Consider the following 22524-nt stretch of genomic DNA (forward strand, 5'->3'; position numbering starts at 1 on the left):
GGGCTTCCCGTAAGTTTACCCAGAACCTTTCCAGTCACCAATCGGATCCATCCTATGCATCGCTGGTTGCTGCTGTTATGTTTCACGCTATGGACGGGGTCTCTTATGGCGCAAGTAGCGCCTCGTTCTTATCTCGATCGGTTGCCGCCTCTGCTGGATCGAGAATTGTTTTTTGGCGAACCCGAGATCTCGGGCGCGCGCCTTTCTCCAGATGGTCGGTATCTCACCTTCCTGAAGCCTTATCGCGGCGTACGTAACATTTGGATTAAAGGCATTGACGAGCCATTTGAGGCGGCACGGCCACTGACGGCCGACGAACGCCCAGTGCCCGGCTATTTTTGGAGCGAGGATAGCCGTTATGTTCTCTACGTGCAGGATAAGGGCGGCAATGAAGACTTTCACCTTTATGCTGTTGACCCGACTGCAGAGCCAGACCCAGCAACAGGCGTGCCCCCAGCCCGCAACCTAACACCTTATGAAAACACGCGGGCTATTGTTCTGGCTACACCAGAGGTAACACCGCGCCAGATTCTCGTTGGGCTGAACGACCGCGACCCGCGCTGGCACGACGTGTATCGGCTGGATCTGGACACAGGCGAGCGTACGCTGCTGCTGAAAAACGAAGCTGAGCTGGCAGGCTTTGAGTTTGACCTAGAAGGCCGTTTGCGCCTTGCACTTCGGGTGACCGAAGACGGTGGCAGTGAAATCCTACGGGTGGATGGCGAGCATCTTACGCCAGTCTACCGCTGCTCGGTTGAAGAAACCTGCACGACTGTCCGGTTTCATCGCAATGGGCGACAGGTGTACTTGATCACGAACCGAGGTGAACACGACAAAACGGCGCTGGTGCTTTTCGATCCAGAAACTGGACAAGAAACGCTTGTCGAAAGGGATCCAGAAGGACAAGTAGACTTTGGCGGAGCGATTTTTTCGGACCAGACCGAAGAGCTGGTAGCCACCTACTACGTGGGCGACCGAATGCGCGTTTATCCGAAAGACGCGACGTTTGCCCAGGATCTGGAATTCTTGCGCACGCAACTTCCCGAAGGGGAGCTGTATTTCGGCTCGGCTACCGAAGACGAACGCCTTGTGCTGGTTACAGTGCAGCGTGATGTGGATCCCGGGGCTGTATACCTTTACGACCGGCAACAGCGTAAGGTACAGTTGCTCTACCGCAGCCGTCCGGAGTTGCCGGTTGAGCATTTGGCGCCAATGCAAGCGGTTCACTATCGCGCTCGTGATGGTGCTGAAATCCCGGCTTACCTTACTTTGCCGAAAAACGTTGAGCCTAAAGGTTTAGCCGCTGTTGTTTTGGTTCACGGTGGTCCTTGGGCCCGGGATTTTTGGGGCTATGATCCTTATGCGCAGTTTCTGGCTAACCGTGGCTATGCTGTTTTGCAGCCCAACTTCCGTGGTTCCGAGGGTTACGGTAAGGCGTTTCTCAATGCCGGCAATAAGCAGTGGGGTACAGGGGTGATGCAACACGACGTGACCGATGGGGTGCATTACCTGATCGAAAGCGGTATCGCCGATCCTCAAGGGATTGCCATCATGGGTGGCTCTTATGGGGGGTATGCTACGCTTGCCGGACTTACCTTTACACCGGAGCTGTATGCGGCAGGCGTATCGATCGTGGGTCCTTCTAACCTGATCACGTTACTTAAAACCATCCCGCCCTACTGGGCGTCTGCGCGCCGCATTTTTGATACCCGTGTAGGCAATCCGGACGATCCAGCCGACCGCCTGCGGCTCATAGCGCAATCGCCCTTCTACCATGCGCACCGCATTCGGGCACCTCTGTTGGTCATCCAAGGGGCAAACGACCCGCGTGTTAAAAAGACCGAAAGTGACCAAATTGTGGTGGCGGCGCGTGAAAATGGGGTAAGTGTAGCCTATATGGTGGCGCCCGACGAAGGGCACGGCTTCCGGGGCGAAATGAACCGCTTGGCCATGATTGCCGCGATCGAGCGCTTTTTGGCGCAGCATTTGGGTGGACGTTTTCAGGCCACGATGAGCGCTGAGCTTGAGGCGCACCTCCGGTCGCTGATGGTCGATCCAGCAACGGTTACGTTGCCCGATACGCTGGCCTTGCAGCAGGCGCAACGTGGTGCGCTTCCTCCGGCGCAAGGTACTTGGCTACGGCCGGTTACGCTGCACTACGAAACCACCCTATCTGTGCAAGGCCAGACGTTTACGCTGCGCTCAGAACGGCGTTTGGAGTTAGGAAGGTTGGACGGCCAGGTCGTCTGGCAATTGGTCGATCGCGTACGGATGCCCATGGGCGAAACGACCGATACTGTTTGGGTTGACCAGGCCACGCTGCGCCCGCTGCGTCGCCATGCGCAGGGTATGGGAACGCTTTGGTTGACTTATGAGGACGGGCATGTGTCAGGCCGTCTGCAGTCGCCCATGGGTACCATGAACATTGAAAAGGAGCTGCAAGCACCTGTTGTGGGTGATGGGGGCGCATTTGACTTGTACCTGGCAGGCCTTCCACTTCGGGAAGGCTATGAGGCTACGCTGCGTGTTTTCGATCCGCAGCAGCAAGAGGTGCGGCCTATGAAACTTACTGTCACGGGTACGCAGACGGTAGCAATACCGGCGGGCACGTTTACCGCGTATGTGGTGCGCCTTGAAGCTCTCGACGGCGGGTCAGGCAGTGGCCTACTCTACGTCAACCAAGAAGCACCACACCATGTCCTTCAAGCAGAGATGCAGCTCCCTGCGCAGATGGGAGGTGGTACGGCCAAAACCCGCCTGCTGGCAATGGAATAGCTTAAAAACAAGTGTGGGGCAGACCCCTAGGGGTCTGCCCCACAGGTTTAGGTTCGGCTATTTGCCGAAGGCTATACTTCAGCACCGATTTCCACCAAACGGACACCTTCAAGTCCCATGGCTTCGTAGGTAGCGCCCTCAAAAGCCGGGATGGTCTCAGCGATTTCCTGCATGATATATTTGGGTCCTTTGTAGCGTAAGGGGTAGCCCAGGCGCTCGGCGATCTCGGGAAGAATTTCCCAGCTCGGCTTACAGTCGACCTGGTGCTTTTCGTTATACCAGCGGTCGTAGGGGGTGCCGTGCTGATCAAGGCGGCTTTTGCCGATTTCCTGCATCAAGGCGCGGTTGACCGTACGAATGGCTTTAGCTGGACGCACGCGTTGGGCATGCCCGTCGCAGTTGACGTAGGTGCCAATGGTTTCAACCACAGTTGCTGCAGGCAGGGCCACATCGGCCACCGGCAGCGTCTGGTTTGTGGTGTTGTAGTAGTGCAGGATGACCGGAATATTTTCCAGCTCTGCTGCTGTGAAAATTCCCGACCCTACGGGATCCTCTTCCAGCACGTAAAGGGCCGCAATGGTCCCATTTTGCAAGTGACTCCGTACCAGGGCTTCGTCAATAGGCTGAATGCCCAGTCGCAGGCAGCCTTGTGCATTGGGAGTACGGTCGTCGGTGCGTAGCCATCCATCGCCGTGGCCGGGTTCAATATGCGGAATGTAGACGGGAGGTGCTGCCCCCAAGGCTTCGGCCAGACGCTTAAGCAGGTAGTTGTCTTCAACAGTAGCATAGGCCGAGGCGATAAACAACACCCGGTTGCCGGCCACTCCTTTAAGGAGCTCAGCGGCGCGGGTGTAGGCTTCTTCCCAACTTACGCGCGTGCGCTTTCCTTCCCGGCGTATTTCAGGGCCTTCAGGGCGGTCCTCATTGAACCGTCGATAGTCGAGCCGGTCTTCGTCGGGCAGCCAGTAGCCGTTGACAGCGGCGTTGGCGCGTGCCGTGATCTCCACGATCAGGTTATCCCGCACCCAATAGTAGCAATTTGACCCCTTGGCGTTGGTGATGGTGATCGAGGGCGTAGCGCTCATCTCCCAGGGGCGAGCTTTGAAGCGGGCATCGATCGAGGTGAGCGCTCCTACGGGGCACAGATCGATCACGTTCATCGAATACGGGTCGTCGAACGTAACGCCAGGGGGCGTGATGGGGTAGTTCTTGACGCCGCGTTCGATAATGGTGAGCTGGTGGCTTTTAGAGACTTCGTCGGTAAAGCGGACGCATCGGGTACAGTTGATGCATCGCTCGGCATCGAGCATAACGCGCGGCCCCAGTTTTACCCGTTTGGGCTTGTGCACTTTAAGGAACTCAAAGCGGGAGCCTTCAGGGCCGTACTTGTAGGCCTGGATTTGGAGTGGACATTTGCCAGCCTGATCGCAAATGGGGCAATCGAGCGGATGGTTAATCAGCAGAAATTCCAAGTTGTCTCGCTGCGCCCGGGCCACTTTGTCGCTGGTGCGGTGCGTGCGAACAACCATCCCATCGGCCATGTCGAGCGAGCAGCTTGTTTGGAGCTTGGGCATGAACTGGATAACGGGCTGGCCGTTTTCATCTAGTTTCGGCTTCCCTGTGTCTCGGTCGATGACGGGCATGCCCACTTCGACCAAGCATTGCCGGCAGTTAGCCGGAATCGACAAAGCTGGGTGGTAACAAAAGTGGGGCAGCTCGATCCCGTGATCTAGGCAAAACTGCAGCAGCTTAGGCCGCCCTTCAAATTCATATATCCTGCCGTCTATAGTGACCCTGGGCATGGTAGCGCAACGTCGGGTTAGTTACAAAACTTGGTGTAACGTAGGACGATAGTCTTTGTAGGTCAACGCGTCATGGGCATAGGCGTTCAGTAAACGGTAGGCAAAAAGAAACGTGCCTAACCGGGCATAGCGATAGCCCCAGTAAGCTGTGGCCAGCGCCAATGGGGTAGTAAGGACGAGCACATAGTCGGGCAAAGCAATGCGAAAAATAGCCGCCACCAGTAGCACCAGCGTGGCCAGGATGCCCAAGAGCATGCCAAGGCGAGCCCACATGCGATAGCGCCGCAGTTGACGCATCCGCTGGGCAATAAACTGTGGATCTAAATAGCGTAGGCGTTCGTCAGGTGGCAAGCGCAAAGCCACCTCGCCCAGGTCAGGGGCCAGCGTTTTGGCCACTTCCTGGAAAAGTTGGTCCACGAGAGGTGGAGGAACGTAGGGGATCATACCCGTTGCCTATGCGGTTGCAGTTACGTCCAATCCTGTCGGAATCAGACTGGGCTTACACTTAGCTTCAAATTCTTCCCGAAAACGCAAGATGGTATAGCGAACCGGCCAGGCGGCAGCATCGGCCAAGGCACAGATAGTCCGACCCTCCATCTGATCACACAAATCCAACAGCAGGTCCAAGTCGCGCAGCCGGCCTTCGCCTTCGTCGATGCGGGTGACGATGTTTTCCAGCCAGCCTGTGCCTTCTCGACAAGGCGTGCATTGGCCGCAGCTTTCGTGGGCGTAGAAGTGCGTTACGCGTCGCAGCCACGAGACCATGTCGGTGTCTTCGTCGAGCACCAGCAAGCCGGCCGTGCCCATCATTGAGCCTGCTTCGCGGAGCGACTCAGCGTCCATAGTTACCCCGTCGATCATATCGGCCCGTAGAGGTGGGGTAGAGCTTCCTCCCGGAATGACAGCCTTCAGCTTTTTGCCCCCACGAACGCCACCAGCTACCTCATAAATCAGGTCCGTAATCAACATGCCTGTGGGGTATTCGTAAACACCAGGGCGGTTGACGTGGCCCGAGATACCGTAAAGTACAGGCCCTGGATGGTTAGGTGCTCCAATAGCTGCAAACCATTCCCCACCATTGCGGATAATCAGAGGCACGTTTGCCAGCGTTTCGACATTGTTGATGGTGGTGGGGTAGCCCCACAGCCCACGCTGGGCCGGAAAGGGCGGCTTGATGCGCGGATAGGCCCGTTTGCCTTCGACCGATTCCATCAAGCTGGACTCTTCGCCGCAGATGTAGGCGCCTGCGCCTTTGTGAATCACAATATCGGCTGAAAAGTCCGTGCCCATGATGTTATTTCCTACGTAGCCCTTTGCGTAGAGCTTTTCCAACTCCCGCTCCATGTGCTCGATCCACCGTGCAAACTCCCCGCGCACGTACAAGTAGCAGGTGCGCACCGACATGGCATAGCAGGCGATCAGAATGCCTTCAAAGATCTGATGGGGATTAAACTCCATGAGCTGACGGTCTTTGAAGGTGCCTGGCTCGCTCTCGTCACCGTTACAGCACAAAAAGCGGGGGCGTCCGTCAACAGGGGGCATGAAGCTCCATTTAAGGCCGGTAGGGAATCCAGCACCGCCTCGACCACGCAGCTTGCTTTTTTTGACTTCTTCGATAACCAAAGCAGGATTCCAGCGGCCTGAGGTAAGGACCTCGCGAAGCGTCTGGTAGCCCCCGTGGGCTTCATAAACTTCCAGGCGATGCAGATCCCGCACGGGGGGGAGCAGCACCCGTTGATAATTGCGCCAGTCTCCGGCTTTGCTCTGGGTGGCGTTTGTCGCAGCCATATTTCAAACGTTAGCTTGCTCCATGACTTAGGAAAACCTTGGCCATTTTCTGGGAGAGACGTCTAAGTGTTCTGTACCCGAGGTATTGGGTGCAGGTAAATCTGCAAAACGAGTTTGCACATGCCGGCCATAGCATGGGTTCAGCGCACGTGTTGCGCTCTTGGGGGCGTGCGGTAGGTTTCGATGGCTTCTGCGTCGCTGCGACGGTTCCCGCCCAGTTCTTGTTCGTCTTGCGGAAGCGTTAACGACACAAATGGGGGCAGTTGTCCCTGCTTTAAGGCCTCTAGCAGCTGGTCGATTTTTTCAGGGGTCAGGTTGTGCACATAAGGCCCATTGGATACTTGCAACACCGGAGCCGAGCCACAGGCACCCAGGCATTCGACTTCTTGCAGCGTAAACAGTCCATCTGGGGTGGTTTCGCCTTTATGAATGCCCAGCTTTTGCTCGAGGTAATGCAAGATGTCGTATCCACCGCAGACCTGGCAGGTAAAGCAGGTGCAAACGTCGAGCACGTATTTGCCTTTTTTCTCCTTGTAGTACTGTGTGTAAAATGTGGCCACGCCATAAACCTGGGCATAAGGTATGCCTAGTTCGTCGGCCACCAGTTGCAGCACTTCCGGAGGTAAAAAACCAAACTTTTCCTGGGCCAGCCAGAGCGTTTTCATGACAGCGCCGGCGGGCTCCAGGTATTGCGCCTTAAAGCGGGCAATTTGGGCCTTTTCTGCTTCCGTGAAAAAAAGCTCTTCGGCCGGAATTTGCGGTTCTGGCTTGAGCTCCGGAAGCGGAACGATAGGGTTTTTGATAAAATCTGCCATAGCACCTGCAGGGTTTACTTATCCGCCTCACCCATGACCGGGTCAACCGTACCGATCAGAATGACCATGTCGCCGATCATCGCACCTTCCATCATGTACTCTAAGCCTTGCAAATTGGCAAAGCTGGGGGCCTTAATGCGCACGCGCCAGGGCTTGCCGGTACCGTCCGAGATAATGTAAAAGCCCAGTTCGCCTTTGGGGGCTTCAATGGCGTGGTAGCTGTGTGCTCCTTTCGGTGGGCATACACCAACATCGGTATACAGAAAGTCGTGAATCAGGCCTTCCATGGAATAGTAGACTTCTTCCTTGGAAGGGTAGGACAGCTTGGCGTTGTCGTTACGAATAGGGCCTTCGGGCAGTCGTTCCAGGCACTGGCGGATAATCCGCACGCTTTCTTTCATTTCTTCCATGCGGACAAAATACCGGGCCAGGCTGTCTCCTTCGGTACGGATAGGGATGTTAAAATCCACTTCCTCATACCTTAGGTAGGGTTCAAAGCGGCGGATGTCATAATCCACACCGCTGCCGCGCAGGGTGGGTCCGGTAACGCCTAGTTCGATGGCTTCTTCGGCCGTGAGGACGCCAATGCCTTCGTTACGGTCGATCCAGATTTTGTTGCGGTTGATGATTTTTTCCCAGCCTGCCAGTTCCTGCGGAAATTCTTCGACGAAACGCCGGATCATGGCAAGGGCCGTTGGGGACAAATCGGAAGCGACGCCCCCAATGCGGCTGTGAGAAACGGTAAAGCGGGCGCCGCATACCTCATCAAAGATGCTGTAGATTTCTTCGCGATATTTAAACGCCCAGAGAAAGACCGAAACGGCGCCAGCATCCATCAGTCCCACGCCAAGCCAGAGCAGGTGGCTGGAAATGCGCGCCAGTTCGCACAGGATCATGCGAATCCACTGGGCCCGCTCGGGCACTTCGATTCCGGCCACTTTTTCGACGGCCAGGCACCAAGCTACGTTGTTGGAGTAGGGAGACAGGTAGTCCATGCGATCGGTATAGGGCATGAACTCCTGATAGGTTTTGTGCTCAGCCACCTTTTCCAGCCCTCGGTGCAGGTAGCCTAAGTCCAGCACGCACTTTTCCATCACCTCACCGTCGAGTTTGACGATGCATCGGAGCACGCCATGCGTAGCTGGATGCTGCGGCCCGATATTGAGGATCATTTCGTGCTCGAGGGGGTCGGGTTCGCCGTCACCACGGGGATGGTGGCGCGTTTCTAGCCAGGTGTGTTTGGTTTCCAGCCGGCGATAAATGGCTGCATTATGCCTGGGCCAGAAGTTAAACAGCTCGTGGCGATCAGGACCGACAAAGCTGGGTGCCGTACTCATGGCAGCTTAGGTCTCCTCAGTTTCGGCTGGAGGTTCTTCGTAGCTTGGTGGAGGGACGTAGCCGTGGGCGCGCGCAAACGGATCGTAGGTGAGCGGTCCTCCTGGGGTTTGCGGCGGCAACGGCAATGAACCAGGAATGCCTAGCAAGGGGAATTCCTTGCGTAAGGGGTGATATTCGAAGTCCTCCGGCATATACATCCGGCGCAAATCAGGGTGCCCCTCGAACCGAATGCCAAACATGTCGTAGCATTCTCGCTCGTTCCAGTTGGCCGCTCGGTAGACCGACGTCACCGAAGGCACGACCGGATGGTCCTCTTCAAGGCGTACCTTCAGCCGAATGCGCTTGCGGCGCTCGATGGCTACTAGATTGTAGAACACCTCAAAACGCCCTTCGTCTGTAAAGCGATCGATGCCCCCCAAATCGGCTAGGTAGTTGAAGCCTTGCGCCTCTTTTAGAAAACGGCACACATCGACGATGCGGTCGGCGCGAACGCGTACGGTGTGTTCCCCTGCGTAGAGCTCAACCGCTTCGATAGCGTCCCCAAACTGTTCTTGCAGCGCCTCGACGACTTCGGGGACATAGGTAGTGGCTTTGGCGTGTGGGTTGTGCTCATCTCCACGCGGTGGATCGACCGCAGTGAAGTAGAACTTCAGAGCCTCGGGCGTCTTAGCGCGTTCGTTACTCTTCTGCTCGGCCATGGTTAAAGGATGACTTCAGGGACCGGTGCAGCACGTTACGGGCTACAGGTTCGTCGCCTTCAGGCGACAGTACTTGTGGACGGATAGGCGGTGCAGCTGGGCGCGGTTCACCATGCAGATAATCTTGGGCAACGGAATACGTATTCCGAATTTTTTCCTGGATGTCCATCAGTGCATGCAAAACAGCTTCTGGACGTGGCGGGCAACCCGGAATGTAGACGTCTACCGGTAGGAAATTGTCGATGCCCTGCACAACGCCGTAGCAGCGATGCATGCCGCCAGTTGAAGCACAAGCCCCCATCGCAATGCACCACTTGGGATCAGGCATCTGATCCCAAACGCGCCGAATGGCGTGGGCCATTTTGTAGGTACACCACCCAGCGACAATCATCAAGTCGGCCTGCCGGGGCGAAAAGCGCATGGCTTCGCTGCCAAAGCGAGCTACGTCGTATTTGGGCCCTGCAAAGGCCATCATTTCAATAGCACAGCAGGCTAGCCCCATGGGCATCGGCATGAGCGAATTGGAGCGCGCCCAGTTGAGCACCACGTCCAAGCGTGTTGTCAAAAATCCTTCACGAAGATCCAGCATGCTCGCCTCAGGAAAATCATTGGCAACAAGTCCAGGGGTTTAATGAGCCAGGCATGAGGCTGTTTCAGCCGGGGCTTAGTCGAACTCCAGGCCGCCCTTTTTGATGTCGTACAGCAATCCTACAACCAAAATGACAATAAAAAACACAACGACGGCCAGTGCCCCTAAGCCTGCACCGGCTTCGATGAAGTCGCGATAGCTGACAGCCCAAGGATAGAGGAACACGATTTCAACATCAAACACGATGAAGATCATAGCGACTAAATAGAACTTCACCGTGTAGCGCTCGCGGGCGGACCCTATCGGATCCATACCGCTTTCGTAGGGCATGCGCTTAATCGGGTTTGGGCGACGGGGTCCAAGGATTTCAGCCAGCTTGAGCAGCGAGAGCGCAAGCCCTACAGCCAGCGCTATCATAATGAACAGGGGTAAAAAGTCGTGCAGCATATCCTCTATGGCCTAAAAGTCAGCACTAAACAGAGCAAAGTATCGAACCTGGGCCATGTTCGTCAACGGTTTTCAGCGGCTTTAACAGGGGTTTCTTCGTTCGGCGTTTTTTCGAGTCCCACGCGCCGAAAAATTTCATCGACATGGCGCAGGTGGTACTCGGGATTAAACGCTTCGCTCAGCTCTTCTGGCGTCAAGTATTGGGTGATGCCAGGATGTTGCTGGACAATTTCGTAAAATGGCCGCTCTTCATCCCAAGCCTGCATGGCCGCTGGCTGCACCAAGTCATAGGCTGCTTCGCGGCTTAGACCCTTGTCAATCAACATAAGCAACAAACGCTGGCTGTGGTAGAGACCAAACGTGAGTTCCATGTTGCGGCGCATGCGGCGAGGGTAGACGACGAGTGTGTCGAGCACGTCGGCGTAGCGGTAGAGGGCATAATGCACCAGCGTAGTGGCGTCGGGCAGAATCACGCGTTCAACAGAGGAGTGCGAGATGTCGCGTTCGTGCCAGAGCGCAACGTTTTCGTAGGCCGAAAGCATGTAGCCGCGCAAAAGCCGAGCGCAGCCGGTAATGTTTTCGGAAGCGATTGGATTGCGCTTGTGTGGCATTGCCGAAGAGCCTTTTTGGCCTTTCCCGAAGGCCTCTTCTACTTCGCGCACTTCGCTGCGCTGCAGGTGCCGGATCTCGATCGCCAATTGTTCCAGCGTGGCACCAATAAGGGCCAGTACCGATAGGTAGTGCGCATGGCGGTCGCGGGCCAACACCTGGGTAGAGATGGGTGCTGGTTTTAGGCCAAGCTTTTCGCAGGTGAGGCGTTCAACTTCAGGAGGAATGTGCGCAAACGTGCCTACGGCGCCCGAGAGCTTGCCCACGCGCATTTCTTCGGCAGCCGACACAAAACGGAGGCGGTTGCGCTGCATCATGTCGTAAAAAAGCGCCAATTTGAGCCCAAATGTGGTAGGTTCGGCATGCACCCCGTGCGTTCGGCCCATCATTAGCGTGTATTTGTGCTCGCGGGCTCGCCGGGCCAGTACATCGAGAAAATGATCCAATGCTTCCAGAATCAGCGCATTGGCTTGCTTGAGGCGATAGGACCAGGCGGTGTCAACGACATCGGAAGAAGTAAGGCCGTAGTGAATCCAGCGCCGCTCTTCACCCAGGGATTCGCTGACGGCACGTGTAAAGGCCACCACATCATGGCGGGTGATTTGTTCCAGTTCGTGGATCCGTCGCACATCGAAGCGTGCATTTTGGCGCAGCTTTTCCACATCCTCGCGTGGGATCACGCCGATTTCAGACCAGGCTTCGCAAGCGGCCAGCTCTACCTCAAGCCAAGACTGATACTGGGCCTCTTCGCTCCAGAGCCGGGCCATTTCGGGACGCGTATATCGGGCAATCATAGCAGACGATTGGTTCAAACCCAAATCTGCCGGCAAGTTAAGGCAAAAGTGCCTAGCTGAAGGGCGAAAAAACGTTCAAAGACTGCTTCGCTTACCCCGAAGGTATTGGTAGAGCAACCGGCGTGCTCGAAAAATGTGTGCTTTGACGGTACCTAGCGGCAAGTTGAGCTCCTCGGCAATTTCTTCATAGGATTTTTCCTGCTGGTGGCGTAAGACAATGACCAGACGATACTTTTCCGGTAGGGCATCGATGGCCTCTTGGAGCAAAGCGCGGCGCTGATCCTCAACGATGTGGCGGTCTGGGAAATACGTGGTATCGGCCAGCTCGCGCTCAAGCGTTCCTTCGCGCGTTTCAATGGGTTCATCAAGCGAAAGCGCCTTAAGCTTTTTGCGCCGCAGGTAATCAATGGCGTGGTTGGTGGCAATCTTATACAGCCAAGTGGAGAACGCAAACTCGGCCGAGTAGCTCTCAAGTGCGGTAAAAGCTTTGATAAAGGTCTCTTGTACCAGGTCTTCTACTTCCTGCGGATCGCGCACAAGACGTGCAATGTGGCGGTAGAGTGCCAAGCGATACTTATTCACGAGCGCCTCATAGGCTGCTTGGTTGCCATGAAGCGCTTCGGTCACAAAGGCGCGATCCTGCTCGCTGGATGCTGAAGGGTGCAAAGACATGCGCGTTTTAGGCTAAGCGCATTGCAAAACATTGCATCACGGACGCATCTGGGTTGCAAGATAGTAAAGAAGCTAGCTAGAAAAAATAAGGCCTACCTGCCTCGGCAGGTAGGCCAAAAGGGAATGAGCTCGTCCGCAATTATTTCACGAACAGGATTTCGCGATAGGTTGGCAGGGGCCAGTAGTCGTGCGGAACGACACGCTCCAGCCGGTCGGCTACTTCGCGCACCGCTTGCATAGCAGGTAGCACGTTGTAGCACTTGTGGCGGGCATTTTCCTCGATGTTGTCACTGCGCTTCTGGTTTTCGGCGCTCAGCACGTCGAGCTTTTGTTGTAGTTCGTTGATCAAGCCAGCTACTTCTTGTGCTGTTTTGCGCACGCCCTCAACGTTGAGGTTTGCATCTTCCGCCTCGTCAAGTGTTTCAGCCAGATCCCGCAGGTAGCGCAGTGCGGCAGGGAGGATCATGGTGCGGGCCATGTACTCCGAGGTTTCTGCCTCAATATTGATTGTCTTTGTGTACTGGTCGAGCAGGATCTCATGCCGGCTTTCCAGCTCGCGGCGGCTGAGTACGCCATGGCGCTCGAAAAGCTGGACGTTCTTTTCGTGGAGCAGATACTCGAGGGCCTCAACCGTATTGCGCAGGTTGAGCAGGCCACGCCGTTCCGCTTCGGCATGCCATTCGGCCGAGTAGTTGTCGCCGTTGAAAATGATCGCTTTGGATTCCCGGATGACCTCGCGCAATACTTCCCCTACAGCTTCCTCGAAAGCTTGTTTGGTACGCTTACCTTTAGCCTTGAGTTTTTCCTCAAGCATCGTGGCCATTTCATCGAGCGCATCGGCCACGATGGTGTTCAGCACCGTGTTCGGAAACGAAATGGACTGCGAAGCGCCTACAGCACGGAATTCAAACTTATTGCCGGTAAAGGCAAACGGCGAAGTACGGTTGCGGTCGCCAGCATGCCGAGGTAGGTGGGGAAGTACGGGTACGCCCAGGCCTAGCAAGCCACCGGTTTTGCTTGAACGGGCTCCGCCATTTTCAAGCTGATAGAAGATATCCTCAAGCTGCTCGCCTAGAAAGACGCTCATAATGGCCGGTGGCGCTTCGTTGGCGCCTAAGCGGTGATCGTTGCCCGCTGTAGCCACCGAAATGCGCAGCAAATCCTGATGCTTATAGACAGCCCGCACGACAGCTGCGCAAAAGAACAGAAATTGCATGTTGTCGTGCGGATTGTCGCCAGGGTCAAGCAGGTTCATCCCGGTATCGGTGGCCATCGACCAGTTGTTATGTTTGCCTGAGCCGTTAATCCCAGCAAACGGCTTTTCATGCAGCAAGCATACCAGGCCGTAGCGCCGCGCCACGTTTTTGAGTGTCTGCATGACGAGCTGCTGGTGGTCGGCGGCCAAGTTGGCCTGTTCAAATAAGGGGGCGATTTCGTATTGACTGGGGGCCACCTCATTGTGGCGTGTTTTGACCGGAACGCCTAGCTTGTAGAGTTCTTTTTCGACCTCTAGCATGAACGACAGCACCCGCTCGGGAATGGATCCAAAGTAATGATCCTCCATTTCTTGCCCACGGGGTGGCTTGGCGCCAAAGAGCGTGCGACCGCAAGTTGCTAAATCAGGACGACGGTAGAAAAATTCTTCGTCGATCAGGAAATATTCCTGCTCGCTGCCAACGGTAGAATAAACCTTGTGGACGTTCTTGACGCCAAAGAGCGCAAGCACGCGTCGGGCTTGTTTGTCGAGCGCGTGCATAGAACGCAAAAGCGGAATTTTATGGTCGAGCGCCTCGCCTGTCCACGACGCAAAAGCAGTGGGAATGGCCAAATATGCCCCTTTCGGGTTTTCCATGATGAAAGCTGGAGAGGTCGGATCCCAGGCGGTATAGCCTCGCGCTTCAAAGGTGGCCCGCAAACCACCGCTAGGGAAGCTGGAAGCGTCCGGCTCTCCTTGAATAAGATCTCGACCCGAAAAGACCGCAATGGCTCCACCTCCTTTGTTGGGAGTAATGAAGCTTTCGTGTTTTTCGGCGGTCATGCCCGTTAGGGGCTGGAACCAGTGCGTAAAATGCGTGGCACCTTTTTCGATAGCCCACTCTTTCATCGCCAGGGCCACCGTGTCGGCAATCTCCGGCGAGAGCGGCTCGCCTTTTTCAATCGTAGCCACCAGGCTTTCAAAGACTTTTTTGGGCAGCCGATTTTTCATCTCCTCCAGTGAGAAGACGTTCTCGCCAAAGATGCGCTCAATGTCCATGGGTTGAGGCTTGACCTCCTGGCGACCATTGACCAAAAGGCGCGTTTTGGTAGCGGCAATTACGTTGTAATCGAGCAACAGCTTGTTCATGGGAACTAGGTCTACTTAAAGGTTTAGGTTTAAGAGGATTCGAACACTTCGACCGGCAGAAGCTCTGTAGGCGCCACCGGAAGCCGCCGAGTTTCTTTAAAGGTGCTGAGCACAATGCTCGTAATCGTGCCATGCACGCCAGGCCACGACTGAATGCGCGAAAGGAGCCGCTCAAGCGTAGTAGTATTGCGTGTGCGTACTTTAAGGATATGCGAGCCTTCGCCCGTGATGGAATGTACCTCCAGCACTTCGTCTAGTGCCGTGGCACGCCGGATAAATTCCGGATAGTATTCAGACCCGTCCACAATCACCCGGATAAAGGCCGTAATGTCGAAATGCAAACGCTTGGGGTCCAGCACCGCATGATAACCCGTGATTACCCCCCGTTCTTCCAGCTTGCGCATCCGCTCACTCACCGAAGGCACCGACAGGCCCACTTCCTCGGCAATGCGGTTGCGCTTCATGCGCCCATGCTCCTGCAAGAGCTCCAAAATCCGGACATCGATCTCATCGATCCGTTCTACCGTGCTCATGATGCGATCGTTTAGGTTGATGATTAATTTAGATAAATAAGTTTTGTCAAGTGTAGTCTGTGTTTAAAAAAATACGTTGAACAAAAGGGGTTCCAGGATCAGATGTGGTGTAAGATAGCGCTTCTAAACAGAAGCGCGAGAGGTGCCTTAAAAATTTAAAAAGTATGTCGTTTGGGATCCTCAATCCCGGAAAAGCGGTTTGCACAAAGCGATTTGTGGGCCCGTAGCTCAGCGGTCAGAGCAGCGGACTCATAATCCGACGGTCGTAGGTTCGAATCCTACCGGGCCCACAAAGACAAAAAAACCCCTTTAAAGGGGCTTTTTTTGTTTAAAGAGGACGCCGCTTAAGATTTGGGCATTTCCTTAAGCTTTTTAAGTGTCTCATACACTTCGCGGTCATGGCGAGCGGGATCGACCTTTTCAAAAACGTGTGCCACGCGTCCTTCAGGATCGATGAGAAACGTTACTCGTTTGGCATATAACCCCCCTACACCCAGCACGCCGTAGGCTTTAGCAATCTTTTTGTCGTGGTCACTGATGAGGTCGAAGGGGAGGTTGTATTCCTTTTTGAAGCGCTCTTGCGTTTCGATGTCGTCCAGACTAACACCTAAAATAACGGCGCCTTGGGATTGGATTTTTTCATAGGCATCGCGTAACGTGCATGCCTCGGTTGTGCAGCCCGGGGTAAACGATTTGGGATAGAAATACAGCACAACCCAATGGCCGCGTAGATCACTTAGGCGAATCGTTTTGTTACCGGTCGCTTGGGCTTCAAAATCGGGTGCGCGTTCGCCCACTTTAGGTATGTCGTCTTGGCCCAAGCCCCAAAGCATCAGCAGACTAAGCATTAGCGGAAACATGGCGGCTTGCGGTTTAAATGCTTGTTTAAACCCCTAACAATGTGGCTAAAATTCGGTTTCCTATCAAGGTCTGTAAATTGGGCAAAGCCCGCGCAAAAGCGTTAAATTGCACACATCTAGATCCAGCCCTGCGGCAGCCGTGTCTGAGCTCAACGTCTTATCCACCGACGTGCGCTATTTGGAAGGCGTAGGACCGCGTCGCGCCGAAGCGTTGGCCCGTGTAGGGGTGACTACAGTGCGCGATCTGCTGCACTATTTCCCGCGTCGCTATCTAGATCGCTCGACCATTGTGCCGCTACGGCGACTGGACGAGCGCATGGGGCCGATAACGGTTGTTGGGACTGTACGCCTAGCCGGAGTCGTTGAGGGCAAGGGCCGCAAACGCTTTGAATTGATCCTGGAAGATGAAAGCGGGGGGCGCCTCAAGTGCGTCTGGTTTAACCGGCTGAGCTGGGTTGCAAAAGCCTTTAAAGCCGGGGATCGCGTGGCCTTTCATGGTAAAGTGCAGCGCTACGGTTATACCTTTTCCATGACGCACCCCGACTTTGACCGGCTCGATGGCGAAAGCGTTGCTCTGGCCACAGGGCGCATCATTGCACTCTACCCTGGTAGTGCAGTGCTGGAGAGGGTAGGACTTACCAGCAGAACGTTTCGTCGCATTTTGTATGCTTTTTTTAAAGCCCACGGCTTGAAGCTTCCGGAAATCCTACCCGCGTGGATGCGCACGCGCTATGAGCTTATGGATGGACGCGTGGCGCTTCGGGCCGTTCATTTCCCACGTAGCCAAAGTGAACTGGCGCAAGCGCGTGAGCGGCTTAAGTTCGAGGAGCTATTCTTTATCCAGTTGATGCTGGCGCGCACAAAGCAAATCCGTCAAACCGTGGCCGGTCCCATCTTTGGCCCGCCTGGCGAACGCTACTACCGATTCCTTAACGAGGTGCTCCCGTTTAGGCTGACGCAGGCGCAGCAGCGAGCGCTTGAAGAAATCGTGCAGGATACCCGGTCGGGTCGGCAAATGAACCGGCTTTTGCAGGGCGACGTGGGCAGCGGGAAAACCGTCGTGGCTATGGCTGCCATGCTTCATGTTGTGGACAACGGCTACCAGTGTGCCTTTATGGTTCCGACCGAAATCCTGGCTGAGCAGCATTATGCCAACCTGAAACGCTATCTGGAGCCGTTGGGTGTTGAAGTACGGCTGCTGCTAGGCGGCCAACGCAAGGCGCTCCGGGAGGAAATCCTGGCCGATCTGGCTGAAGGCCGAGCGCATGTGGCTGTGGGCACGCATGCTGTGATTCAAGAAGCAGTGCAGTTTCATCGCCTGGGCTTGGCTATTGTGGACGAGCAGCATCGCTTTGGGGTAGTGCAACGGGCCGAGCTGTTTGCTAAGGGGGAAAATCCGCATATGCTGCTCATGACCGCGACCCCTATTCCGCGTTCGCTGGCTATGACGCTCTACGGCGATCTAGACGTGTCGATCATCGACGAGCGCCCCGCCGGCCGAAAGCCGGTGATCACCTGGATTCGCTCCGAAAAGCGTCGGGGTGAAGTGTATGCCTTCTTACGAGAGCAGCTGCGGCAGGGACGTCAGGCCTACGTGGTCTATCCCCTGGTCGAAGAAAGCGAAAAGATGGACCTACAAGACGCAGAAAACGGCTATCGAAGGTTGCAGGAGCTGTTTCGCCCTTACCGGGTCGATTTACTCCATGGCCGCATGTTGCCCTATGAAAAGGAAGAGGCTATGGCCCGCTTCAAGCGAGGGGAAACAGACATTCTGGTGGCCACAACGGTGGTCGAGGTAGGTGTCGACGTGCCCAACGCAACCGTCATGATTATTGAACACGCCGAGCGCTTTGGACTAAGCCAGTTGCATCAGCTTCGAGGACGCGTTGGGCGTGGTGCTGCGCAAAGCTATTGTATTCTGATGGTAGATCATCGGCGCACGGCTGAGGCCGAAGCCCGCTTGCAAGTGATGGCCGAGACCGATGATGGCTTCAAAATCAGTGAAGTGGACCTAAAACTACGCGGGGCAGGCGACTTTTTTGGTACGCGCCAGAGTGGACTGCCCGACCTGAAGATTGCCGACATCACGCAGGACCAGCCGATTTTGATTAAGGCACGTGAGGCGGCCTTTGAGCTGGTCCGGCGGGATCCTGAGCTCGAAGCCCCCGAGCATGCTATGCTTCGCGCCTACTACGATCGCTTCTATGCTAAGCAGTCGTTGGGCTTTGCGCGGGTAGGTTAGTCTGATCGAATGCGCATCAGTCCTTCTTGGACCACGGCGGCTACAAGTGTACCGTCGCGCCGGAAAAACAGCCCTCGATTAAGTCCACGGGCATGGGCAGCAACAGGACTTTCCATGGCAAAAAGCAGCCATTCATCGACCCGAAACGGCTGGTAGAACCACATCGCATGGTCTAGGCTAGCGGCTTGCACATGGGGCTGAAGAAACGATAGCCCATGCGGCAGCATGGCCGTACCCATAAACCCAAAGTCAGAAGCATAGGCAAGCACGCTGCAATGGAGTGCCGGGTCATCGGGCAGTTTGCCTGCGGTGCGTAGCCATAGGTGCCGGCGGGGAGGTCGCTTTTCTGGGAAAAGTAAATTGGTGGGTTCAACAGGCCGAATTTCTATAGGTCGCTCATGCAGCAAAAAGGGGCGAAGGACTTCGGGGGCCTGTTCGGCCAGCTGCCGCCGCAATTCAGCTTCTGGCATGAGTGTTTCGGGGGGCGGCACCTCGGGCATGGGATCCTGGTGCGTTACCCCAGGCTCATCGATCTGGAAAGATGCCGCCAAGTTAAAAATGGGTCGTCCATGTTGGATGGCTGTTACGCGACGTGTGGTAAAGCTACGGCCGTCACGCAAGCGCTCGACCAAGTAGACGATGGGAGCGTTGGGGTCCCCTGGTAGAATAAAGTAGGCGTGCAGCGAGTGCACTTGCCGTTCTGCTGGCACGGTATAGGCCGCTGCCCGCAAGGCCTGGCCAAGCACTTGCCCACCAAAAACGCTAGGGCTGCCAATATCACGACTGGGTCCGCGAAAGATGTTTTCTTCAAGCCGTTCAAGCTCCAGCAGGTGTAAAAGCTGGCAGATAGGGCTGCTTGGCGGTTCAATGCACATAGCTGCCGGCATTTACGTCGATGGTGCAGCCGGTGGCGTGGTCAGCCATGCCGCTGGCCAGCAACACCACCAGGGGTACCAGGTCTTGGGGTTCGGTAAGTCGCTCCAGCGCAAGGTCTCCTAGCGCGATTGCTGGACCATAGCGGTCGATAAAGTCCTGGGCCATATCGGTACGCGTAAAGCCTGGGGCCACTACGAAGGCACGAATGCCGGCGCGGCCTAGTTTAGGGCTACGGGCAATGGAACGCGTGAGCGCCACAAGTCCGCCTTTAGAGGCTGCGTAAGCCATGTATTCGGGCGTGTCTCCCCGAAAAGCTGCTCGTGAAGCAATGTTGATGATGCGACCGCCACCTTGCCGTAAAAACTGAGCAATAGCCAGGTGGCAGAGCAAGGCAGCTGCCCGTAGGTTAACGGCCAGCGTCTGCTCCCAAGCGCGCAGCCACACTTCTGGGGAAGCCTGAAGCTCGATGCCAATCGCCACACCGGCATTGTTGATGAGCACATCCAGGCGGCCGTAGACTGCTAGCACCTCTTCGAACAAACGCTGGCAGGCGGCAACGTCGGCCAAGTCGGCCCCAAAGGCCTGAGCGTCACGACCCAGTTGTGCCGCGAGTCTTTCGGCCACCTCACGGTTTTGGTGGTAATGCACGGCCACCGTAGCCCCGGCCTGTGCCAGCCCTTCGGCCAGTGCCTTCCCAATGCCACGGCTGGCACCCGTTACGAGCACCACGCGACCGCTAAGATCCAGCGTCAAGGCCATACCTGTTTTTGGTGGATGCAAACTGCTTGCGCAATCTACAAGGCCGTAGACTTTTTCTCCAGGCCTGCATGTTGTAGTTTTTACGAGGAAAGCCGGCCGAGTATGCAACGCTTTACACTGCTTATTGGATGGAGCCTATGGCTGGCCGGGTGCAATCCTTTTGCGCCTGCGCTGGAAGAAGGTGATCCTTTTGCGGCTTTTATGGGCGATCCACGCACCATCGAAGGCTTTTTTCAGAATTTCCAAGTAGCCTATGAACTGCGTGACATCAGCCTCTACGAGCCCCTCTTGGACTCAGCTTTTGTGTTTGTCTTTTATGATCCCGATGCACAAGTTGAGCGCCAATGGGGTTTTACGCAAGAACTAGAAGCAACGCGTCGGCTCTTTCTGGGGACAAGTACCATTCAGCTGCGCTGGAATCAGATCCTTATGCAAGAAGTTTTCGACGAAGGCCGGCAGGCCCGGGTAGTGCGCTCCTTCAGTCTGCTGGTAACCCTCGAGCAGGGCAGCCTTTTCCGAAGTAGCGGCAATGTCAATTTTTTGCTGGTGCGGCCCGACACGCTCTCCCCTTGGCGATTGCGCCGCTGGCGTGACGAAAGTGAGCTGTAAGCGCAGCAATAAAAAAGCCCCGCCCAAAATCTGGCGGGGCTTTTTTGTTAGTGCTGTAGCACGAGGCTAAGAGAAAGCATGCGGCCAGGTTCGTAGACAGCCATGCCTGCCGCATAAGGATTGCGCAGGTAGGACAAATGCTGCCGATAGGTGCGGTTGAGCACGTTGTGCACGTCCAAGCGCACTTCTACTGGCCTGTAGCGATAGCGTACGCCCAAGTCGATGCGATACCACGAAGGCGTTGGGGTTTCGTTTAAGGTGGCATCCACCCTACCCTGACGGGCCTGATACATTAGGCTCGCCCAGCCCTGAAGTGCCTGTTGCTCGGGCGTATGAACTTTGGCTTGGATTGTCCAGGGTTGGATTTCAGCCAGGGGCGTGTGATGGGAGCGGTTTTCACCCCACGTGTAGCTGGTTTGCAGCGAACCCCAGGGTAGCGCCAAGCGTACCTCACCTCCAATCAATAAAGCACGCACGCTGCTGTAGGTCTGCCAGTTCATAGCATAAGCTTGCCGACGTTCCAAATAGACGTAGTTCCAGACGTGCGTGCCATAAAAACGCAGCTCTAGGTTTTGCCACTTGCTACTGGCTTGCAGTCCAGCACGTACAGGCTGGGCCAGTGTAGGATTGGCGACCCAATGGGGCTGGCCCATCATGCGGCGCAGCCCAAAATAAAGCTGTTCCACTTGCGGCGCCTCGCTGGCCAACTCGGCTTGCAGGCCCCACCAGAACGCTGCGTTCATTTTTTGATAGGCAATGCCAAGCGCCAACGGTACAAACCAGCGTTGCGTTTGCGCACGGGGATGCAGCATTCGAAACAGTTCCAGGCGCTCTTTGTCTCCGATGGCAACGTGGGTTAGCCCAATGCGACCGCTCATCGATAGGGCCTGCCAAGTAAACGTCCGCCCCATGGCACCGGAAAACACACGAGCCGAAGGAATGACGTTTTGCGTCATGGACATGCTCGCACCCATGATATTTTCCGCCTTCCAGAAACGATAAAAAAGTTCATAGTCGGTGTGCTGAGCAGTGCCTGTTAGACCGATGGTAAACGTGCGGGCTTTGGTTTCCATAGGCATCGTGGAGGCTGAGGCACGTAGGCCGTTATCCATCCCATGCCAGCTATAGTTTGCATACAGTCGATGGCCTGCAAAGGCGATGAAGGCGTGTCCCATCTGGTTTTCACGCTCGTCCATCGTCAGGTAAGGAAAAGCGATGTCACGGGTCACAAAGTACCCCCCGCCATATTGGAGCTTACCCTGACGGCCTTCTAGGTTGCCTTCAAGCCACTGGCCACGTATGTGCGCATCGCGATAGCCGTACAAGTCGCCAAAAGACTGGCCGCGACCTGTAGTGTAGGAACGCGGATTAAGCCAGCGTAGCGACAGCCTGTGGTTTTGCCCAGAAGCGCTAAGGGCACCCTCAAAACTGGATTCTGCCGCTAAGCGCGATTGGAACATGGCCGTAACCGACCAAGCCTGCGTAGGCGGCCGGCGTTGATAAGCCACGCGCCCACCGAGTCCCGACTGCAACGCCAGACCACTGGGGTCAATTGCTACAGCCATGAGCTCTAGTGGATTTACCCGCACCAGGGGCGGATCCATGCGATTAGGGCAGGCATTGTAGAACCGCTCACCATCGATGGTAACTTCAATCTCGCCCCGTTTGAATCCCCGCAAGTAAAAATCAGGCGTCAGCGCCATTCCACGGCGGATCAATCCTATCCCCTGATCTTCTACAATCCGATAGAGGGCTTCTTTGCCTATCGTAGCTTCACGTGTGCCAAGGTGCAGCACGCGTGCAGTGATCGTAACTGGTTCAAGCACAACCTCAAAGGCCACACGACTGGTATCGGTCTGGCCATAGGTGCTTTGTAGGGTGCTGGCTACAACAAAACATAGCAAAACACTCCACCCTAGACGGCGAAGCAAAACATGCGCAGCCATGATTTTCTTCACGTTGGGTTACTAAGCA

The 22524-nt window shown here is 55.7% G+C and carries 19 protein-coding genes and 1 tRNA gene; 4 read left to right on the forward strand and 16 right to left on the reverse strand.

Annotated elements, in window-relative coordinates; translation table 11 throughout:
• Positions 1 to 54 precede the first annotated feature (54 nt).
• The gene (locus J8E65_RS07555; protein ID WP_210375154.1) at positions 55 to 2775 is read left to right on the forward strand and encodes an alpha/beta fold hydrolase; all 2721 of its coding nucleotides are present in this window, start codon (positions 55 to 57) and stop codon (positions 2773 to 2775) included.
• Between the two features lie 71 nt (positions 2776 to 2846).
• Here J8E65_RS07555 and J8E65_RS07560 read toward each other — a convergent pair whose 3' ends face one another.
• From J8E65_RS07560 to J8E65_RS07615, 12 genes are all read right to left on the reverse strand, one after another.
• Entirely contained in the window at positions 2847 to 4577 is a 1731-nt protein-coding gene (locus J8E65_RS07560) for an NADH-quinone oxidoreductase subunit G (protein ID WP_210375155.1), read from the reverse strand.
• A gap of 21 nt (positions 4578 to 4598) precedes the next feature.
• On the reverse strand, positions 4599 to 5021 hold the full coding sequence (locus J8E65_RS07565) for a hypothetical protein (RefSeq protein ID WP_210375156.1): 423 nt from the start codon (positions 5019 to 5021) through the stop codon (positions 4599 to 4601).
• Between the two features lie 9 nt (positions 5022 to 5030).
• Entirely contained in the window at positions 5031 to 6365 is a 1335-nt protein-coding gene (nuoF, locus tag J8E65_RS07570) for an NADH-quinone oxidoreductase subunit NuoF (RefSeq protein ID WP_210375157.1), read from the reverse strand.
• Between the two features lie 140 nt (positions 6366 to 6505).
• Positions 6506 to 7180 (reverse strand): NADH-quinone oxidoreductase subunit NuoE family protein, encoded by a 675-nt coding sequence (locus J8E65_RS07575; protein ID WP_210375158.1) that lies wholly within the window; start codon positions 7178 to 7180, stop codon positions 6506 to 6508.
• A gap of 14 nt (positions 7181 to 7194) precedes the next feature.
• Positions 7195 to 8517 carry an NADH dehydrogenase (quinone) subunit D gene (nuoD, locus tag J8E65_RS07580; protein WP_210375159.1) on the reverse strand — a complete coding sequence of 441 codons (1323 nt, stop codon included), beginning with the start codon at positions 8515 to 8517 and terminating at the stop codon, positions 7195 to 7197.
• Positions 8518 to 8523: 6 nt separating this feature from the next.
• Positions 8524 to 9216, reverse strand: coding sequence for an NADH-quinone oxidoreductase subunit C (locus tag J8E65_RS07585; RefSeq protein WP_210375160.1), 693 nt, complete (start codon positions 9214 to 9216; stop codon positions 8524 to 8526).
• Positions 9197 to 9805 (reverse strand): NADH-quinone oxidoreductase subunit B, encoded by a 609-nt coding sequence (locus J8E65_RS07590; protein WP_210375161.1) that lies wholly within the window; start codon positions 9803 to 9805, stop codon positions 9197 to 9199. Before J8E65_RS07590 ends, J8E65_RS07585 begins: the two co-directional genes overlap by 20 nt.
• A 75-nt stretch (positions 9806 to 9880) precedes the next feature.
• On the reverse strand, positions 9881 to 10252 hold the full coding sequence (locus tag J8E65_RS07595; protein WP_210375162.1) for an NADH-quinone oxidoreductase subunit A: 372 nt from the start codon (positions 10250 to 10252) through the stop codon (positions 9881 to 9883).
• A gap of 62 nt (positions 10253 to 10314) precedes the next feature.
• The gene (gene purB / locus J8E65_RS07600; RefSeq protein ID WP_210375163.1) at positions 10315 to 11655 is read right to left on the reverse strand and encodes an adenylosuccinate lyase; all 1341 of its coding nucleotides are present in this window, start codon (positions 11653 to 11655) and stop codon (positions 10315 to 10317) included.
• 75 nt (positions 11656 to 11730) lie between these two features.
• Complete coding sequence (locus J8E65_RS07605) at positions 11731 to 12327, reverse strand: RNA polymerase sigma factor (RefSeq protein WP_210375164.1); 597 nt, start codon at positions 12325 to 12327, stop codon at positions 11731 to 11733.
• Positions 12328 to 12466: 139 nt separating this feature from the next.
• Positions 12467 to 14671 carry a glutamine synthetase III family protein gene (locus J8E65_RS07610; protein WP_210375165.1) on the reverse strand — a complete coding sequence of 735 codons (2205 nt, stop codon included), beginning with the start codon at positions 14669 to 14671 and terminating at the stop codon, positions 12467 to 12469.
• 29 nt (positions 14672 to 14700) lie between these two features.
• The gene (locus tag J8E65_RS07615; RefSeq protein ID WP_210375166.1) at positions 14701 to 15204 is read right to left on the reverse strand and encodes an Lrp/AsnC family transcriptional regulator; all 504 of its coding nucleotides are present in this window, start codon (positions 15202 to 15204) and stop codon (positions 14701 to 14703) included.
• 217 nt (positions 15205 to 15421) lie between these two features.
• Here J8E65_RS07615 and J8E65_RS07620 point away from each other — a divergent pair.
• Positions 15422 to 15494: transfer RNA gene (locus tag J8E65_RS07620), tRNA-Ile, on the forward strand.
• Between the two features lie 54 nt (positions 15495 to 15548).
• On the opposite strand, the gene J8E65_RS07625 is transcribed toward J8E65_RS07620, so the two are convergent.
• A complete protein-coding gene (locus tag J8E65_RS07625; RefSeq protein WP_210375167.1) occupies positions 15549 to 16064 on the reverse strand; it encodes a peroxiredoxin in 516 nt (171 codons plus the stop codon).
• A gap of 139 nt (positions 16065 to 16203) precedes the next feature.
• Here J8E65_RS07625 and recG point away from each other — a divergent pair, with 139 nt between their 5' ends.
• Positions 16204 to 18306, forward strand: a complete 2103-nt coding sequence (recG, locus tag J8E65_RS07630) for an ATP-dependent DNA helicase RecG (protein WP_210375168.1) — start codon at positions 16204 to 16206, stop codon at positions 18304 to 18306.
• On the opposite strand, the gene tesB is transcribed toward recG, so the two are convergent.
• Both tesB and J8E65_RS07640 read right to left on the reverse strand, forming a co-directional pair.
• Positions 18303 to 19181 carry an acyl-CoA thioesterase II gene (tesB, locus tag J8E65_RS07635; RefSeq protein ID WP_210375169.1) on the reverse strand — a complete coding sequence of 293 codons (879 nt, stop codon included), beginning with the start codon at positions 19179 to 19181 and terminating at the stop codon, positions 18303 to 18305. The genes recG and tesB overlap by 4 nt on opposite strands.
• A complete protein-coding gene (locus tag J8E65_RS07640) occupies positions 19171 to 19941 on the reverse strand; it encodes an SDR family NAD(P)-dependent oxidoreductase (RefSeq protein WP_210375170.1) in 771 nt (256 codons plus the stop codon). The genes tesB and J8E65_RS07640 overlap by 11 nt, the downstream gene beginning before the upstream one ends.
• 102 nt (positions 19942 to 20043) lie before the next feature.
• On the opposite strand from J8E65_RS07640, the gene J8E65_RS07645 reads away from it, so the two are divergent.
• A complete protein-coding gene (locus tag J8E65_RS07645) occupies positions 20044 to 20550 on the forward strand; it encodes a hypothetical protein (RefSeq protein WP_210375171.1) in 507 nt (168 codons plus the stop codon).
• A 47-nt stretch (positions 20551 to 20597) separates the two neighbouring features.
• On the opposite strand, the gene J8E65_RS07650 is transcribed toward J8E65_RS07645, so the two are convergent.
• Positions 20598 to 22496, reverse strand: coding sequence for a TonB-dependent receptor (locus J8E65_RS07650; RefSeq protein ID WP_210375172.1), 1899 nt, complete (start codon positions 22494 to 22496; stop codon positions 20598 to 20600).
• Positions 22497 to 22524: the final 28 nt, after the last annotated feature.

This window comes from Rhodothermus bifroesti (assembly GCF_017908595.1).
GTDB classification, from domain to species: Bacteria; Bacteroidota; Rhodothermia; order Rhodothermales; family Rhodothermaceae; genus Rhodothermus; species Rhodothermus bifroesti.

Bases quoted from the DNA above. Each gene is read 5' to 3' on its own strand.
- J8E65_RS07640 (WP_210375170.1), bottom strand. From the start codon at position 19,941: ATGGCCTTGACGCTGGATCTTAGCGGTCGCGTGGTGCTCGTAACGGGT.
- J8E65_RS07565 (WP_210375156.1), bottom strand. From the start codon at position 5,021: ATGATCCCCTACGTTCCTCCACCTCTCGTGGACCAACTTTTCCAGGAA.
- J8E65_RS07650 (WP_210375172.1), bottom strand. From the start codon at position 22,496: ATGGCTGCGCATGTTTTGCTTCGCCGTCTAGGGTGGAGTGTTTTGCTA.
- J8E65_RS07585 (WP_210375160.1), bottom strand. From the start codon at position 9,216: ATGGCCGAGCAGAAGAGTAACGAACGCGCTAAGACGCCCGAGGCTCTG.
- nuoF (WP_210375157.1), bottom strand. From the start codon at position 6,365: ATGGCTGCGACAAACGCCACCCAGAGCAAAGCCGGAGACTGGCGCAAT.
- J8E65_RS07595 (WP_210375162.1), bottom strand. From the start codon at position 10,252: ATGCTGCACGACTTTTTACCCCTGTTCATTATGATAGCGCTGGCTGTA.
- J8E65_RS07560 (WP_210375155.1), bottom strand. From the start codon at position 4,577: ATGCCCAGGGTCACTATAGACGGCAGGATATATGAATTTGAAGGGCGG.
- J8E65_RS07615 (WP_210375166.1), bottom strand. From the start codon at position 15,204: ATGAGCACGGTAGAACGGATCGATGAGATCGATGTCCGGATTTTGGAG.
- tesB (WP_210375169.1), bottom strand. From the start codon at position 19,181: ATGTGCATTGAACCGCCAAGCAGCCCTATCTGCCAGCTTTTACACCTG.
- J8E65_RS07575 (WP_210375158.1), bottom strand. From the start codon at position 7,180: ATGGCAGATTTTATCAAAAACCCTATCGTTCCGCTTCCGGAGCTCAAG.
- J8E65_RS07645 (WP_210375171.1), top strand. From the start codon at position 20,044: ATGCAACGCTTTACACTGCTTATTGGATGGAGCCTATGGCTGGCCGGG.
- J8E65_RS07590 (WP_210375161.1), bottom strand. From the start codon at position 9,805: ATGCTGGATCTTCGTGAAGGATTTTTGACAACACGCTTGGACGTGGTG.
- J8E65_RS07610 (WP_210375165.1), bottom strand. From the start codon at position 14,671: ATGAACAAGCTGTTGCTCGATTACAACGTAATTGCCGCTACCAAAACG.
- purB (WP_210375163.1), bottom strand. From the start codon at position 11,655: ATGATTGCCCGATATACGCGTCCCGAAATGGCCCGGCTCTGGAGCGAA.
- J8E65_RS07555 (WP_210375154.1), top strand. From the start codon at position 55: ATGCATCGCTGGTTGCTGCTGTTATGTTTCACGCTATGGACGGGGTCT.
- J8E65_RS07625 (WP_210375167.1), bottom strand. From the start codon at position 16,064: ATGTTTCCGCTAATGCTTAGTCTGCTGATGCTTTGGGGCTTGGGCCAA.
- nuoD (WP_210375159.1), bottom strand. From the start codon at position 8,517: ATGAGTACGGCACCCAGCTTTGTCGGTCCTGATCGCCACGAGCTGTTT.
- J8E65_RS07605 (WP_210375164.1), bottom strand. From the start codon at position 12,327: ATGTCTTTGCACCCTTCAGCATCCAGCGAGCAGGATCGCGCCTTTGTG.